13 protein-coding genes and 6 tRNA genes are annotated in these 15998 nt (G+C 52.2%); 9 read left to right on the forward strand and 10 right to left on the reverse strand.

Features of this window, described 5'->3' with window-relative positions:
• Positions 1 to 24: 24 nt before the first annotated feature.
• From zipA to HV243_RS07050, 3 genes are all read left to right on the forward strand, one after another.
• The gene (gene zipA, locus HV243_RS07040) at positions 25 to 1020 is read left to right on the forward strand and encodes a cell division protein ZipA (protein ID WP_047358215.1); all 996 of its coding nucleotides are present in this window, start codon (positions 25 to 27) and stop codon (positions 1018 to 1020) included.
• 71 nt (positions 1021 to 1091) lie between these two features.
• A complete protein-coding gene (gene ligA / locus HV243_RS07045) occupies positions 1092 to 3107 on the forward strand; it encodes an NAD-dependent DNA ligase LigA (RefSeq protein ID WP_049282268.1) in 2016 nt (671 codons plus the stop codon).
• A 1-nt stretch (position 3108) separates the two neighbouring features.
• Entirely contained in the window at positions 3109 to 3327 is a 219-nt protein-coding gene (locus HV243_RS07050; protein WP_016153921.1) for a DUF3820 family protein, read from the forward strand.
• Here the strand turns inward: HV243_RS07050 and HV243_RS07055 are convergent.
• Complete coding sequence (locus HV243_RS07055; RefSeq protein WP_053388611.1) at positions 3324 to 4322, reverse strand: bile acid:sodium symporter family protein; 999 nt, start codon at positions 4320 to 4322, stop codon at positions 3324 to 3326. The genes HV243_RS07050 and HV243_RS07055 overlap by 4 nt on opposite strands.
• 89 nt (positions 4323 to 4411) lie before the next feature.
• On the opposite strand from HV243_RS07055, the gene HV243_RS07060 reads away from it, so the two are divergent.
• Positions 4412 to 5338, forward strand: coding sequence for a LysR family transcriptional regulator (locus tag HV243_RS07060; protein WP_016153919.1), 927 nt, complete (start codon positions 4412 to 4414; stop codon positions 5336 to 5338).
• A 234-nt stretch (positions 5339 to 5572) separates the two neighbouring features.
• Here the strand turns inward: HV243_RS07060 and HV243_RS07065 are convergent.
• From HV243_RS07065 to HV243_RS07080, 4 genes are all read right to left on the reverse strand, one after another.
• Positions 5573 to 5648 (reverse strand) — tRNA-Lys (locus HV243_RS07065).
• A 4-nt stretch (positions 5649 to 5652) separates the two neighbouring features.
• Positions 5653 to 5728: transfer RNA gene (locus HV243_RS07070), tRNA-Val, on the reverse strand.
• A gap of 46 nt (positions 5729 to 5774) precedes the next feature.
• Positions 5775 to 5850, reverse strand: a tRNA-Val gene (locus tag HV243_RS07075).
• A gap of 46 nt (positions 5851 to 5896) precedes the next feature.
• A tRNA-Val gene (locus HV243_RS07080) sits at positions 5897 to 5972 on the reverse strand.
• A 258-nt stretch (positions 5973 to 6230) separates the two neighbouring features.
• On the opposite strand from HV243_RS07080, the gene gltX reads away from it, so the two are divergent.
• Positions 6231 to 7646: a glutamate--tRNA ligase gene (gene gltX, locus HV243_RS07085; protein WP_005130009.1), complete on the forward strand. Its 1416-nt coding sequence runs from the start codon at positions 6231 to 6233 to the stop codon at positions 7644 to 7646.
• Positions 7647 to 7702: 56 nt separating this feature from the next.
• Here the strand turns inward: gltX and HV243_RS07090 are convergent, their stop codons facing one another.
• Positions 7703 to 8095 (reverse strand): YfeC-like transcriptional regulator, encoded by a 393-nt coding sequence (locus HV243_RS07090; RefSeq protein WP_016153914.1) that lies wholly within the window; start codon positions 8093 to 8095, stop codon positions 7703 to 7705.
• A 1-nt stretch (position 8096) separates the two neighbouring features.
• Positions 8097 to 8459: a YfeC-like transcriptional regulator gene (locus tag HV243_RS07095; RefSeq protein ID WP_016153913.1), complete on the reverse strand. Its 363-nt coding sequence runs from the start codon at positions 8457 to 8459 to the stop codon at positions 8097 to 8099.
• 221 nt (positions 8460 to 8680) lie between these two features.
• On the opposite strand from HV243_RS07095, the gene HV243_RS07100 reads away from it, so the two are divergent.
• Positions 8681 to 8756, forward strand: a tRNA-Ala gene (locus HV243_RS07100).
• Positions 8757 to 8798: 42 nt separating this feature from the next.
• A tRNA-Ala gene (locus HV243_RS07105) sits at positions 8799 to 8874 on the forward strand.
• Positions 8875 to 9027: 153 nt separating this feature from the next.
• Here the strand turns inward: HV243_RS07105 and nupC are convergent.
• On the reverse strand, positions 9028 to 10230 hold the full coding sequence (nupC, locus tag HV243_RS07110) for a nucleoside permease NupC (protein ID WP_016153912.1): 1203 nt from the start codon (positions 10228 to 10230) through the stop codon (positions 9028 to 9030).
• Between the two features lie 344 nt (positions 10231 to 10574).
• Here nupC and HV243_RS07115 point away from each other — a divergent pair, with 344 nt between their 5' ends.
• Together HV243_RS07115 and HV243_RS07120 are read left to right on the forward strand one after the other, a co-directional pair.
• Positions 10575 to 11813, forward strand: coding sequence for an Nramp family divalent metal transporter (locus HV243_RS07115; protein WP_016153911.1), 1239 nt, complete (start codon positions 10575 to 10577; stop codon positions 11811 to 11813).
• Between the two features lie 83 nt (positions 11814 to 11896).
• A complete protein-coding gene (locus HV243_RS07120) occupies positions 11897 to 13444 on the forward strand; it encodes a hypothetical protein (RefSeq protein WP_053389669.1) in 1548 nt (515 codons plus the stop codon).
• Here the strand turns inward: HV243_RS07120 and HV243_RS07125 are convergent.
• Positions 13437 to 14648 carry an amidohydrolase family protein gene (locus HV243_RS07125; RefSeq protein WP_053389668.1) on the reverse strand — a complete coding sequence of 404 codons (1212 nt, stop codon included), beginning with the start codon at positions 14646 to 14648 and terminating at the stop codon, positions 13437 to 13439. The genes HV243_RS07120 and HV243_RS07125 overlap by 8 nt on opposite strands.
• Positions 14641 to 15993, reverse strand: coding sequence for an adenylosuccinate lyase family protein (locus tag HV243_RS07130; protein WP_049281513.1), 1353 nt, complete (start codon positions 15991 to 15993; stop codon positions 14641 to 14643). Before HV243_RS07130 ends, HV243_RS07125 begins: the two co-directional genes overlap by 8 nt.
• Positions 15994 to 15998 lie beyond the last annotated feature (5 nt).

The following is a 15998-nucleotide window of genomic DNA, read 5'->3' on the forward strand; positions in this document are numbered from 1 at the left end:
GGTGTTAGAACAACAGAGAATATAATGATGCAGGATTTGCGTCTGATATTAATCATTGTTGGCGCGATCGCCATAATCGCTTTACTGGTACATGGTTTTTGGACTAGCCGTAAAGAGCGGTCTTCTATATTCCGCGATCGCCCACTGAAACGCATGAAGTCTAAACGTGAAGACGAGGATTCGTTCGACGACAACGTCGAGGAAGACGAAGGCGTGGGTGAAGTTCGCGTTCATCGTGTGAATCATGCTCCCGGTAATGCACAGGAACATGGTGTTCCTCCTCAGTCGCCGCAACACCAGTACCAGCCGCCTTATGCGTCTGCTCAGCCGCGTCAGCCTGCGCAGCAGCCTGCACAAGCGCCGGTACCGCCGCCGCATGTTCAGCAGCAGCAGCCTGTACAACCGCAGCAGCCGGTGCAACATCAGCCTGTTCAGCAGCCACCTGTGCAGCAACCTGTTGCCCCGCAGGTTCAGCAACCTGCTCAGCAAGCACCGCAACCTGCGCCGCAGACCTTCCAGCCAGCAGAGCCTGTTGTTGAACATCAACCGCAGCCCGAGCCGGTAGTAGAAGAAGCGCCTGTTGCTGAAAAACCGCAGCGTAAAGAAGCGGTCATCATTATGAACGTTGCGGCTCATCATGGTAGCGAGCTCAACGGGGAAGTGCTGCTCAACAGCATTCAGCAGGCCGGTTTCAAATTTGGCGATATGAATATTTTCCATCGTCATTTGAGCCCGGATGGCAGCGGTCCGTCGCTGTTCAGCCTCGCTAATATGGTTAATCCGGGAACGTTTGACCCAGAAATGACGGGCGACTTCAGCACCCCTGGCGTGACTATTTTTATGCAGGTTCCGTCCTACGGGGACGAGCTGCAAAACTTTAAGCTGATGCTGCAGTCTGCACAGCACATTGCCGATGAAGTGGGTGGTGTGGTGCTCGACGATCAACGTCGCATGATGACGCCGCAGAAACTGCGCGAGTATCAGGACCGCATCCGCGAAGTTAAAGAATCTCGCGCCTGATTTTCCTCTGGCGTGACATTTCCTTTCTAAACCCCCGCCTGTCGGGGGTTTTTTATCATTGATGGTGCGATATGGAATCAATCGAACAACAACTGACAGAACTGCGAACCACGCTTCGCCATCATGAGTATCTCTACCATGTGATGGACGCGCCGGAAATTCCCGATGCGGAATACGATCGCCTGATGCGCGAACTGCGCGAGCTGGAAGCGCAGCATCCGGACCTTGTTACCCCCGACTCGCCAACCCAACGCGTTGGCGCCGCGCCGTTAACCGCGTTCAGCCAGATTCGCCATGAAGTGCCGATGCTGTCGCTGGATAACGTGTTTGATGAAGAGAGTTTTCTCGCTTTCAACAAGCGCGTGCAGGACAGACTAAAGAGTACCGATAAACTGACCTGGTGCTGTGAACTGAAACTGGACGGCCTGGCAGTCAGTATCCTGTATGAAAACGGTGTGCTGGTCAGCGCCGCAACGCGTGGTGATGGCACCACGGGTGAGGATATTACCTCTAACGTGCGCACCATTCGCGCAATCCCGTTAAAACTGCGTGGCGAAAACATCCCTTCACGTCTGGAAGTGCGCGGTGAAGTGTTCCTGCCGCAGGCCGGATTTGAAAAAATTAACGAAGAGGCCCGCCGCACTGGCAACAAAGTGTTTGCTAACCCGCGTAACGCGGCGGCCGGTTCATTGCGCCAGCTTGATCCGCGTATCACAGCGAAGCGACCGCTTACTTTCTTCTGCTATGGCGTTGGTGTGTTGGAAGGCGGCGTGCTGCCAGATACCCACCTGGGCCGCCTGCTGCAATTTAAAGAGTGGGGCCTGCCGGTAAGCGACAGAGTGGCGCTTTGCGACTCCCCGGAGGAAGTACTTGCTTACTATCACAAGGTTGAAGAAGACCGACCAACGCTGGGATTTGATATCGATGGCGTGGTGATCAAAGTCAACTCTATGGCGTTGCAGGAGCAACTGGGCTTTGTTGCCCGCGCGCCGCGCTGGGCTGTGGCCTTTAAGTTCCCGGCGCAGGAGCAGATGACTTTCGTACGCGATGTTGAGTTTCAGGTTGGACGTACCGGGGCGATTACGCCCGTCGCCCGCCTTGAGCCGGTCCAGGTTGCCGGGGTGCTGGTCAGTAACGCAACGCTGCATAACGCTGATGAAATCGAGCGTCTGGGGTTGCGTATTGGCGATAAAGTCGTCATTCGCCGTGCGGGCGATGTCATCCCGCAGGTGGTGAACGTCGTGCTTTCTGAACGCCCGGAAGATACCCGCGAAATTGTGTTTCCAGCGCATTGTCCGGTTTGTAACTCTGACGTTGAACGTGTGGAAGGCGAAGCGGTTACTCGTTGTACCGGCGGTTTAATCTGCGGGGCACAGCGGAAGGAATCGCTGAAACACTTTGTTTCCCGCCGCGCGCTCGACGTCGACGGCATGGGCGACAAAATTATCGATCAACTGGTCGAGAAAGAGTATGTCCACACGCCGGCGGATCTTTTCACCCTGACCGCCGGTAAACTGACGGGGCTTGATCGTATGGGGCCGAAGTCGGCGCAAAACGTGGTCAATGCGCTGGAAAAAGCGAAAGAAACCACGTTTGCCCGTTTCCTCTATGCGCTAGGTATTCGTGAAGTCGGCGAAGCCACGGCTGCAGGTCTGGCGGCGTATTTTGGCACGCTCGACGCGCTGGAAGCCGCTTCTATTGAAGAGCTGCAAAAAGTGCCGGATGTCGGCATTGTGGTGGCGACGCACGTGTTTAATTTCTTCGCCGAAGAGAGCAACCGCGAGGTAATTGTTCAACTGCTGGCGCAGGGGATCCACTGGCCAGCGCCGGTGGTCATCAACGCTGAAGAAATCGACAGCCCCTTCGCAGGTAAAACGGTGGTGCTGACCGGGAGCCTGAGCCTGATGTCGCGCGATGACGCCAAAGCGAGACTGACCGAGTTAGGTGCAAAAGTGGCCGGTAGCGTGTCGAAGAAAACCGATCTGGTGATTGCCGGTGAAGCGGCGGGTTCGAAACTGGCAAAAGCACAGGAACTGGGTATTGCCGTGATCGATGAAGCTGAAATGATCCGCTTACTGGGTGCCTGAGATGGAAAAAGAGCAGCTGGTTGACATCGCTAATACTGTGATGCCCTTTGGCAAATATAAAGGGCGTCGGTTGATTGATGTCCCGGAAGAGTATCTGCTGTGGTTTGCCCGTAAGGATGAATTCCCGCCGGGCAAGCTTGGTGAGCTGATGCAAATCACGCTGCTGATTAAAACTGAGGGGCTGACGCAACTGGTGCAGCCCCTGAAACGTCCTCTTTAAGCCTTCGCGGCGCGGCTTTTCTGTTGCGCCTGCAATGCGTCCGTCTGTTGCTTGTAGCGACGCGCCAGCACGGCGCACACCATTAGCTGTATTTGATGGAAGATCATCAACGGCAGCACCATCATCCCAATCACCGAAGTCGGGAACAAAATATTTGCCATTGGGATCCCGTTCGCCAAGCTCTTTTTCGAACCGCAGAATACAATGGTGATTTCATCAGCTTTGTTAAAGCCGCATTTGCGCGCAACAAAGACATTTATGCCAATCACGATTGCCAGCAGTATGATGCTGACCACCACGATAAACAGCAGTGAACCCACCCCCACTTTGTGCCAGATCCCGTTAACGACGGCTTCACTGAAGGCGGAGTACACCACCAGCAAAATAGAGGATTGATCCGTTTTCGCGATCCATTTTTTATGTCGAGAAACCCAGTTTCCAATCCACGGACGTGAAAGGTGACCCAGCACGAACGGCAGCAGCAGCTGCAACATGATTTTTCCCACCTGCTCCAGGCTGCCTTCTGCGCCGTGCATATTCATCACCAGCCCTACCAGCAGTGGCGAGAGAAAAATACCCAGCAGACTGGAGGCCGAAGCAGAACAAACGGCGGCGGCAACGTTACCGCCCGCCAGCGACGTAAAAGCGATGGCTGACTGCACAGTGGCAGGCAAAATACACAGGTACAGGAAACCGGTGTACAGCATCGAGTCAACGTTGACCGGCGCCCACCAGGCGAACAGAACGCCCAGAACCGGGAAGACAACAAACGTGCTGCACATCACCCACAGATGCAAACGCCAGTGGCTACCACCGGCAATAATGGCTTCACGCGAGAGTTTCGCTCCGTGCATAAAAAACAGCAGGGCAATGGCGGCGGTGGTTAAGCCTTCAAAGAAAGGCACAAAACTACCTTCGGCCGGGAAAAAGGACGCCAGCAAAACAACGGTAATCAGTGTTATCGTGAACGGATCAAGAATACGAAAAAGTTTCATAAAGACTCCTGAAATTCGGTAGTAACATTTTGCTTTTTTCCGTTTGAGAAATAAAATTGATTTATTGCATCCATATATGAATCGAATAGATGAATTACTCTTTGCGTCAGTTGCGTATCTTTGTCACCGTCGCTCAGGCCAAAAGCTTTAGCCGGGCGGGGGATATCATCGGCTTAAGCCAGTCGGCGGTCAGCCATAGTGTCAAAGAGCTGGAAGGGCAGACAGGTGTGCGGTTATTGGACAGAACGACGCGGGAAGTGGTGCTGACGGAGGCCGGACACCAGTTGGCGGCGCGGCTGGAACGTATTCTGGATGAATTGCACAGCACGCTGCGCGAAGCCGGACAGGTAGGTACGCAGTTAACCGGCACGGTGCGGGTTGCCGCCAGCCAGACGATCTCTGCTCATCTTATTCCGCAGTGTATTGCCCAGAGTAATCAGCTTTATCCGGCTATCGATTTTGTGCTGCACGACCGGCCACAGCAATGGGTGCTGGAGAGTATTCGCCAGGGAGAAGTGGATTTTGGCATTGTGATTGATCCCGGCGCAGTCACCGATTTGCAGTGTGAAGCCGTGCTGTCCGAACCGTTCCTGCTGCTGTGTCGCCAGGATCATCCGTTAGCCCAACGAGAGTGGGTGAACTGGCAGGATTTGTATCACGAACGCCTGGTGCTACAGGATTATGCTTCCGGTAGTCGACCGCTGATCGACGCTGCGCTGGCCCATTTTTCCATTGATGCCAATATCGTTCAGGAGATAGGCCATCCCGCCACGCTGTTTCCGATGGTTGAGGCGGGGATTGGCATCAGCGTGCTGCCCGCGCTGGCGCTCCCCTTACCGCAGGGCAGTCACTTGCAGGTTAAGCGCCTGACACCGGTTGTTGAACGGCAACTGATGCTGGCCCGACGTAAAAACCGCTCTTTATCAACCGCTGCTCAGGCGCTGTGGGATGTGGTGCGTATGCAGGCCAGTGAATTAACCGCAGCCCGCGCCCGCGATCCGTTGTATCAGTTATAACGCTCACGCTGATGGTTATCAGAGGGGAAATGGTTCTTCTCTGCATAGCAAAAAGGCGCCTTTAGGGCGCCTTTTTACATTGGTGGGTCGTGCAGGATGACTCGCTTCGCTCGCCCTTCGGGCCGTCGCCGTAAACGGCTCCGTTGTCTCACTGCGTCCGACTCGACCTGCTGCAGGTTCGAATCTTATAAATTGCAGATAGCAAAAAGGCGCCTTTAGGGCGCCTTTTTACATTGGTGGGTCGTGCAGGATTCGAACCTGCGACCAATTGATTAAAAGTCAACTGCTCTACCAACTGAGCTAACGACCCGAAGTGGTGGGTGATGACGGGATCGAACCGCCGACCCCCTCCTTGTAAGGGAGGTGCTCTCCCAGCTGAGCTAATCACCCACTTCGGTACTTCACATTTTAACAAGAAATCCAGCTGGCGAGAAAGTGGTGGGTGATGACGGGATCGAACCGCCGACCCCCTCCTTGTAAGGGAGGTGCTCTCCCAGCTGAGCTAATCACCCACTTCTCAATTTCTTGTTTTACACGGCGGAGACTACATAAAGTAGTTGGTGGGTGATGACGGGTTCGAACCGCCGACCCCCTCCTTGTAAGGGAGGTGCTCTCCCAGCTGAGCTAATCACCCCCGCTGTGTGGAGTCGCATTATAGGGAGAGTTGAAAATGAGTCAACGCATTTTCTAAAGAAATTGTTCGTTCGTCGTAAATTTAAACAAAACGATCGCAAAACAATCCGTGCGGCATGATTTGTATACGAAAATGGCAAAGCGTAATGTTCCAACCTGAACAACATTGAGGAATCAGACCACGGTGATAGAATACGAGCCTGATAATCTTCCCTGGATTTGCCGGTTGTCGGCATCTTTATAAACGTAAGGCCATTTCATGAAAATCAAAACTCGCTTCGCGCCAAGCCCGACAGGCTACCTGCACGTCGGCGGTGCGCGTACTGCTCTTTATTCCTGGCTTTTTGCACGCAACCATGGCGGTGAGTTTGTGCTGCGTATTGAAGACACCGATCTCGAACGCTCCACTCCGGAAGCTATTGAAGCCATTATGGATGGCATGAACTGGCTGAATCTGGAATGGGATGAAGGCCCGTACTTCCAGACCAAACGTTTTGATCGCTACAATGCGGTGATTGATGAAATGCTGGAAGCAGGCACCGCATATAAATGCTACTGCTCTAAAGAGCGTCTGGACGCGCTGCGCGAAGAGCAGATGGCGAACGGTGAGAAGCCGCGTTACGACGGCCGATGCCGCCACGGCCACGAGCATCATGCTGCTGATGAACCTTGCGTGGTACGTTTTGCCAACCCGCAGGACGGTTCCGTTATTTTTGACGACCAGATCCGTGGGCCGATCGAATTCAGCAACCAGGAGCTGGATGATTTGATCATTCGCCGTACCGACGGTTCCCCGACCTACAACTTCTGCGTTGTTGTCGACGACTGGGATATGGAAATCACCCACGTTATTCGTGGGGAAGACCATATCAACAACACTCCGCGTCAGATCAATATCCTGAAAGCGCTGAACGCGCCGGTGCCAGTTTACGCACACGTTTCAATGATCAACGGTGACGATGGTAAAAAACTCTCCAAACGTCACGGTGCGGTCAGCGTTATGCAATACCGCGACGACGGTTACCTGCCGGAAGCGCTGCTGAACTATCTGGTGCGTCTGGGTTGGTCCAGTGGCGATCAGGAAATTTTCACCCGTGAAGAGATGATCAAACTGTTCTCCCTCGGTGCGGTGAGCAAGTCTGCGAGTGCGTTTAACACTGAAAAACTGCAGTGGCTGAACCATCACTATATTAATGCGCTGGCGCCGGAATATGTAGCAACCCATCTGCAGTGGCACATTGAGCAGGAAAATATCGATACTCGCGTAGGCCCGCAGCTGTCAGAGCTGGTTAAACTGCTCGGTGAGCGCTGCAAAACGCTGAAAGAGATGGCGCAGAGCTGCCGCTACTTCTACGAAGACTTTGCCGAGTTCGACGCTGATGCAGCGAAGAAACACCTGCGTCCGGTTGCGCGTCAGCCGCTGGAAGTGGTTCGTGACAAGCTGGCTGCGATTAGCGAGTGGACGGCAGAAAACGTGCACCATGCGATTCAGGCAACGGCTGATGAGCTGGAAGTTGGTATGGGTAAAGTCGGGATGCCGCTGCGCGTAGCCGTTACCGGCGCGGGTCAGTCCCCGGCGCTAGACGTTACGGTGCATGCGATTGGTAAATCCCGCAGCATTGAGCGTATTAATAAAGCGCTGGCGTTTATTGCTGAGCGTGAAAGCCAGCAATAAGACTGATTGACCGATGAAATAACGGCAGGAGCGTATCCTGCCGTTTTTTTTGCCTGTTATTCAGACTCATCAATACCCAAACGAGTAAGAAAAGTGCGAATACCTTCGCGCGAAATATACATCGCCAGCTTTTCTTGTTCCGTTGGGGACATGTTGTCCAGTGCGCTAATTATCTGGCGACACGCGTGGCTGCGTACTACGTGGGTGTATTCTGCCAGCGGTTCTTCAGCCTGATAAACTTCAGGAACTTTGCGAAAAGCGGGAATATTGAGCAGAAACGCGCGGACGCTGGAGTCAATATGAATCAGTCTGGCACGACCACCTTTAACGCCGGGAAACTTTTCGGTAGTCCAGTTTTGTTCTCTGATCCAACGATTGACGGTTTGTTTGGCAACCCCGAGACATTCCGCCAGCTCTTCGGTCGTCATTTTGCTGCGTAATTTTTTCATATTATTTGTTTTCGCGGATCCCTAAACGCTGTAATAAACCCGTAATGCCTTCACGCAGGATCAGTGAGGTAAACATTTTCTGTTCTGTCGGTGTCATTTCTTTGGCGAGCCTAATCAGCAGCGCTTCAACAGAGGTATCGCCGGATAACGATAAGTTATCTGATAAACCTTCGGCTGAACGCTCAGCGCTGCGAATGTATTCACGAACTTGTTCGGTGACGTGAACCAGTCGGGCTTTACCGCCCTGAACGCCTGGTTTTGGTGATGTCGCCCAACCTTCTTTGCGCACCCATTTATTGATGGTCTGTCGGCTGTATCCGGTCAGATTAGCAAGTTCTTCTGGCGTCATCCGTTCCTTGAACATAACGATTCCCTGAATAGTCGTGGGGTTAATTAGTGGTTCATTTTATAGCACCATTTTAGTAGAAACCGTGACGCGTTTAACTACTGAATGCGAGTTGTTACGCAATGTTCTTCATTTGACTGCTTTTTCAGCGATTGAATTCTATGAGTTAATTTTGCCGTTGACACACGCGAAGGGAATTCATATGATGCCGCCCGTCAACTCGACAAGCTTTACGTAATGGGGCTATAGCTCAGCTGGGAGAGCGCTTGCATGGCATGCAAGAGGTCAGCGGTTCGATCCCGCTTAGCTCCACCAAATTTAATCCCAATGAATTTGGTACGTACGTAAAAGCATCGTGGGGCTATAGCTCAGCTGGGAGAGCGCTTGCATGGCATGCAAGAGGTCAGCGGTTCGATCCCGCTTAGCTCCACCAAAATTTAAACCCTCGCTGAAAAGCGGGGGTTTTTTGTTTCTGCATCCTGCCAGTTCTTATTCTTTATCTCTTCGGTTTGCTGAATCGCAGGCATAAAAAAACCGGGGAGAATATGAATCTCCCCGGTCTTATTACTGCGACGTTGTCTTACGCTTACAGCACCAGTGCGGCGATAGATGCGGACAGTACGCTCACCAGCGTAGAGCCGTACACCAGCTTCAGACCAAAGCGAGAAACCACGTTACCTTGCTCTTCGTTCAGGCCTTTAATCGCACCGGCGATAATACCGATGGAAGAGAAGTTAGCGAAGGAAACCAGGAACACGGACAGGATGCCTTCTGCGCGCGGGGAGAGCGTAGCGGCGATTTTCTGCAGATCCATCATCGCAACGAACTCGTTGGAAACCAGTTTAGTCGCCATGATACTGCCCACCTGCAGCGCTTCGCTGGACGGCACACCCATTACCCATGCAACCGGGTAGAAGATGTAACCCAGGATGCCCTGGAAGGAGATGCTGTAGCCAAACCAACCGGTCACGGTGGCGAACAGGGCGTTCAGGGCAGCGATCAGCGCGATGAAACCAATCAGCATCGCCGCAACGATAATTGCCACTTTGAAACCAGCCAGAATGTATTCACCCAGCATTTCGAAGAAACTCTGGCCTTCGTGCAGGTTAGACATCTGGATATTTTCTTCGCTGGCATCAACGCGGTAAGGGTTGATCAGCGACAGCACGATAAAGGTGCTGAACATGTTCAGAACCAGCGCCGCAACCACGTATTTCGGCTCAAGCATGGTCATGTACGCGCCGACGATAGACATGGAAACGGTCGACATCGCCGTTGCTGCCATGGTGTACATACGGTTGCGAGACATTTTGCCGAGAATATCTTTATAGGCGATAAAGTTCTCAGACTGACCCAGGATCAGAGAGCTGACGGCGTTGAAGGATTCCAGTTTGCCCATACCGTTTACTTTGGATAACAGGAAACCAATCGCGCGGATGATTACCGGCAGTACGCGGATATGCTGCAAAATACCGATCAGGGCGGAGATGAAGACGATCGGGCAAAGCACTTTCAGGAAGAAGAATGCCAGGCCTTTATCGTTCATGCTACCGAAGACAAAGTTAGTCCCTTCATTAGCAAACCCGAGCAGTTTCTCAAACATCTCGGAGAAGCCTCTCACGAAGCCCAGACCGACATCAGAGTTCAGGAAGAACCATGCCAGTAACACTTCGATAACAAGCAATTGAATAACATAACGAATGCGGATTTTTTTACGGTCACTGCTTACCAGCAGTGCGAGTACCGCAACCACGGCAAGGGCCAGGACAAAATGAAGAACGCGGTCCATATTTGCTCCAAATATGAGGCAGGTTTAGTTTTCGTGCACATTCTATGTAACAACCATAAAGAAAACGAGATCAAACACACACTATAATAAGGACCTGTGACGAGATTCAAAATTAGTGATCGGTGATACACTTCCGTTATGTTTAGTATGGAAGTGAAAAGTTATGTCATTGTGCTATTCTCATAACAATAATTAAACATCTCGCCGGTATTTCCAGAATCCTTATCGATCCATAGACAAACGCTATCAGAGAAATCAACGTCACCCATTAAAATGAATTTGATAATCATTCTCAGTAGGCGTAGCTTGAAATATAGCAAAGGCTATGTTTCTGAGGCATTAAAATGACTAACGATCGCGTTGAGAGTAGCAGTGGGCGGGCAGCGCGCAAGTTGAAGCTCGCATTAATGGGACCTGCGTTCATCGCGGCGATCGGTTATATCGATCCGGGTAACTTCGCCACCAATATCCAGGCAGGGGCCAGCTTTGGTTATCAATTGCTGTGGGTGGTGGTCTGGGCAAACCTGATGGCGATGCTGATTCAGGTGCTGTCGGCAAAACTCGGCATTGCTACGGGGAAAAACCTGGCGGAGCAAATTCGCGATCATTATCCTCGCCCGGTGGTGTGGTTCTACTGGGTGCAGGCAGAAATTATCGCTATGGCAACAGACCTTGCTGAATTTATTGGCGCTGCGATTGGCTTCAAACTGATCCTCGGCGTTTCCTTATTGCAAGGGGCCGTACTCACCGGTATCGCGACGTTCTTAATTCTGATGCTGCAGCGTCGCGGTCAAAAACCGCTGGAAAAGGTGATTGGCGGCCTGCTGCTGTTTGTGGCCGCGGCTTACATTGTGGAGCTGGTTTTTTCCCAACCGAACTTCGCGCAGCTTAGTAAGGGAATGGTGATCCCAAGCCTGCCTAATTCCGAAGCGGTGTTCCTGGCCGCTGGGGTGCTCGGTGCGACTATCATGCCGCACGTCATTTATCTGCACTCTTCCTTAACTCAGCATTTGCACGGCGGAACACGCCAACAGCGCTATGCGGCCACTAAATGGGATGTGGCTATCGCCATGACGATTGCCGGATTTGTCAATCTGGCGATGATGGCGACGGCTGCCGCCGCATTTCATTTTAGCGGGCATACCGGTATTGCCGATCTCGATCAGGCGTATCTGACCCTTGAACCGTTGTTGAGTCACGCTGCAGCGACGGTGTTTGGTTTAAGCCTGGTGGCTGCGGGACTCTCTTCTACCGTGGTCGGTACGCTGGCGGGGCAGGTGGTGATGCAAGGGTTTATCCGTTTTCACATTCCGCTATGGGTACGCCGTACCGTCACCATGATGCCATCATTTATTGTGATTCTGATGGGATTGGATCCGACCCGTATTCTGGTGATGAGTCAGGTGTTGCTCAGTTTTGGTATCGCGCTGGCGCTGGTGCCGCTGCTGATCTTCACCAGCGACAGTAAGCTGATGGGGGATCTGGTCAATCGTCGTTGCGTTAAACAGATTGGCTGGGTCATTGTGATACTGGTCGTGGCGCTCAATCTCTGGCTACTGGCAGGCACGGCGATGGGGCTATAATCAACCGTGACTCGCGACGGGTCACGGTTTTAATTGAGGTTTTCCTCTATTATGTGCCCTGCATAATTAACTGGCAGGCGTTCATGAATCATTTTGATCTCTCTTTCCTGAAATATCTCCAGGACAACAGTCCGCTCCCCGTTGAAGAGGCCGTCGAGCGTTTCGGTAAAACGCTCTCCACGCTAAAACGGACAATGAAAGAGCTCAATGAACTTCTGCCAGAAAATGTCCAGCTACATCAGGATAATCAGTTTATTACCACCCGGATTGGCTACAGCGAATACCGACAGTTTTTAGCGCGCGTCCAGTTTAATCGCTATATCACTACGGCAGAAGAGAGGGTGAAGGATCTCTTTGTGGCGCTCTGTTTGCACGATGTGGTGAATAAAAATGATTATTACAAAAAATTTTATGTCAGTGCGGGAACGGTAAAAAATGATAATCCCGTCATGATGAGCCTGGTGCAGGAACGCGATCTGATTGTGCAAAGTATCCCGCGTAAGGGCTCCCGGCTTGCGGGGGATGAGTTCCAGCTGCGGCTGGCGGCGTGCATGACGATACTAAAAACGGTCGAAATTGGTGAGGATCACCGACTTATCGCCCACCAGGCCAATGAGCCGACAGGCCGTTCAATTGCCGAACAGTTTCTTCATGAGTGTGCTGCAGAGATAAACCATGCGGCAGACTATTACGAAGATAAAATCAGTCCGGTCATCGCCCTGGGATATAACGGCAGAAAATACTTACTGGTCTATCTTAGCCTTGCCCTGCACCGTATCCGCAGGGGACACAGAATTACGGAGAGTTCGGCGGCTAAGTTTTTGACCACCTTTCCTTATGGCGTATTGCCTGATGCGGATGAAAATATCTGTCTGGATCTGCTGATTGCTTCACTGACTTTTACTCATCGCCCCTTCACATTATACGACGCCCGGCTGGTCTCTTACGTTAAGCGCACCTGTCACGCTTTAGCCGGATGTCTGGAAAACACCATTCACAATCAGCACGCCTGGTTTGCGGAGATTTATAATTTTATCTATGCCGCCATCATCCAGAATAAATTTCATCTCTGGTTCGATGATAAAAAGCTCCATGATGTCCAGCGACGCTATCCTGAGCTATGGGAACATGTCCAGTATGCGGTGAAAGAGATTGAACATCACTGGCAAACGACCTTTTCTGCTATTCACCTGGCAACCCTGGTGCTGATTATCAAAAAGTATGCGCTCAAAAATCGGGTTGTTGGCGATAAGAAAAAGCGGGTCATTATTGTGACGAACTCGTCAGAGAGTAAGGTCGGCTATTTTAAAGAGATGCTTTTCTCCCGCTTCCATATTGAAATCCCCGCCTGCATCAACATCAATGAGATTGCGCGGCTTCAGCAGCTCGAATTCGACCTGCTGATTACCTTTACAAACAAGATATCGAGTCATCTCCGCTACGCCGGGCTGGATTATGTCAAAGTGAATTTCTGGCTCACGCAGGACGATCTCCTGTTATTACGCGAAAATGGACTTCCCTCCGCGCGCAAAAAAATACCTGCTGAGGACTTTATTCAGCAGGTTCAGGGAATGAGCCAGGAGGCGTTAAAAATTTTTCTTGATACGCATTACAGTGATATTTTTATTTAGCCAGAGGTTGCGAAACGCCGCGACACCAGACGGCTTCCAGGTTTAACTCTGCACCCAACACGAGAATATCGGCATCTTTTCCTGACGTCAGGCTGCCTTTTCTCGCGTCAACACCAGCCAGGATTGCCGGATTAAGGCAGGCAATCTGCGCGGCTGAAACCCAGCCGTTTTCCAGCCTGTCGACCACATTTTTCACGGAGTCCAGAAAGCTCATCTCCAGTTTGCACACTTCGGACCACTCCGTGGGTGAAACCGTTCGGGTCTTTCCGCTGTGGTCGGTGATTTCAAGACAATGATTGTGAATACGAAACTTCTCCTGGCGCAGGTAATGGTGGAATTCTGATCCTTCGGGAAAATCCACATATCCCAGACAATCGCTGACCATGACCAACCGGCGATCTTTTTTCAACCGATAAAGAATGTCGAACACTTCTGGTCGCAACGTAATCCCGCTCTGCTTTGCCACTTCGGCATACGTATTCTGATGGTACATCAGCGCCCCCACCACGCCAGGCTCTCGGTGATGCAGCCCGCGCATGGCGCTAAAGGCATGGGTAAAGTGGGTTAAACCGGCTTCAATAGCGAGAGTGGTTTCATCAAAGGTGGCGTCGGTATGACCGGCTGACACGGTGACGCCAGACTGGCGTAAATAGCGGATTAGCGCCAGGGCGCCCGGCAGTTCAGGTGCGAGCGTCATCAGACGGATATTTCCCCTCGCGGCGTGCTGATAGCGTTTGAATCCTTCGATACCGGGTGGTTGAATCGCGTCCTTGCTCTGCATTCCGCTGTATGCAGGGTTAATAAAGGGGCCTTCCATATGAATACCCACCGCTTCGGCACCATCTTCCGCTTTTGCGTCTGCAATCCAGTCTGCGGCGGTGGAAAGACTCTCCAGCAAGAACGTTTCCGACTGGGTGGCTGATGTTGCAAGCCACGCGGTAACCCCGGCGTTAACCAGATCCCGGCTCATCGCCTGCAAAGAACGGCGTTCACCTCTCCAGGCAAACGACCCTCTCCCCCAGCCGTGAACGTGAATATCCACAAAACCGGGCATCAGCATGGCATCGCGATAATCGACGATTTTTCCTCGCGGTGTACTGTCGAGGCCAGAAATACGTCCGCTTTCAATATGCAGATAGCCGCTTTCGATTCCATTCGGGGTGACAATGCGTTCACTTGCCAGAGAAAGCAGGGGATCAGCCATTGTCTTTCTCCCATACGCGAGCGGCCGTTTCCTCGGCGATTTCTGCGCAAAGGCCGATGTAGTGAGCAGGATCCAGCAGCGTATTAATTTCTGAGTCGCTAAAGTGCTGGCGAATAAGAGGGTCATCACGCAGCACATCAGCGTAGGGGATGCCTTCATGCGTGCTGCGCATTGCCAGTTGGTAGACGCGTTCATGTGCGGCATCTTTGCCCAGCCTTTCCACCAGCTGCATCATGATTTTTTCGCTATTAATAAGACCATGCGTTAACTGCACATTCTGGCGCATACGACCAGGATTGATGACCAGCGTTCGCGTCAACTCTTCGGCTCGCATCACAATCTCAGCCATTAACTCCATACTCTCCTGAATATTACCGTCAAAGATAAAGTAAGCGGAGCTGTCTGCTTCGAAGGGACGTGGGCTGACATACAGGCAGGAGGTCATTACTGAGTACAATTTCTGCGCGTTGGCGATGATCCCCTTCGCCAGTTTAGGATTCACTTTTTGCGGCATGGTGCTGCTGCCAACGGTGCCTTTAGTGAAGGCTTCTGAAACTTCGGCAAACTCTTCGCTTGAGGTCTGATAAACCTCTTCGGCTATTTTGTGTAACGTCGTCGCCAGCAGGCACAAATTACTGATGTATTCAGTGCGGTAAATGCGCGAGTTGCGGGAGGGAATCGCCATTGAATGCATTCCCAGCTTTTGGGCAACGCTATCCTGAACCCGGCGGCCGGTTTCACCGGTTGCGTGGAAGGCGCCCACGGCTCCCCCCATCATCACGGTAAAGACGCGTTTTTCCGCTTCCCGCATGCGCTGCTGGGCGCTCAGTAACTCATCAATCCACACGGCGGCTTTATAGCCCCAGGTTATGGGTAGCGCGTGCTTACCGTGGGTACGTCCGGCCATAATCGTTGCTTTATGGTCAGATGCCATCTTTGCCAGGTTACGCAGAATATCGTCCACAAAACCCTGCATGATGGTATCGAACTGCTTTGCCAGATAAAGCTGTGCTGTTTGCTGAATATTCTGCGTGGTGACGCCGTAATGCACGTATTTTCCGCTTTCACTGTCACAGGCTTTGACCAGCACTTTGATGACCGGAACGAAGCCGTGACCAATCTCGCGCAGCAGGCGTTCCATTTCCGTCAGGTCAATCTTATCCACGTGGCAGTTAGCGGTAATATTGACTGCGGCGCTGGCGGGGATCATGCCGTGTCCGGCCTGAGCCTGAGCCAGGGCGGCTTCAACATCGAGCCATGACTGTACCCGCGCTGGCTGCGCGAGCAGAGATTTCATTCCTCGATCGTCGATCGTTTTGCTTTTTGAATCATACAGTGCACGCATTACTA

The sequence above is a fragment of the Citrobacter sp. RHBSTW-00599 genome (assembly GCF_013784065.1).
GTDB classification, from domain to species: domain Bacteria; phylum Pseudomonadota; class Gammaproteobacteria; order Enterobacterales; family Enterobacteriaceae; genus Citrobacter; species Citrobacter braakii.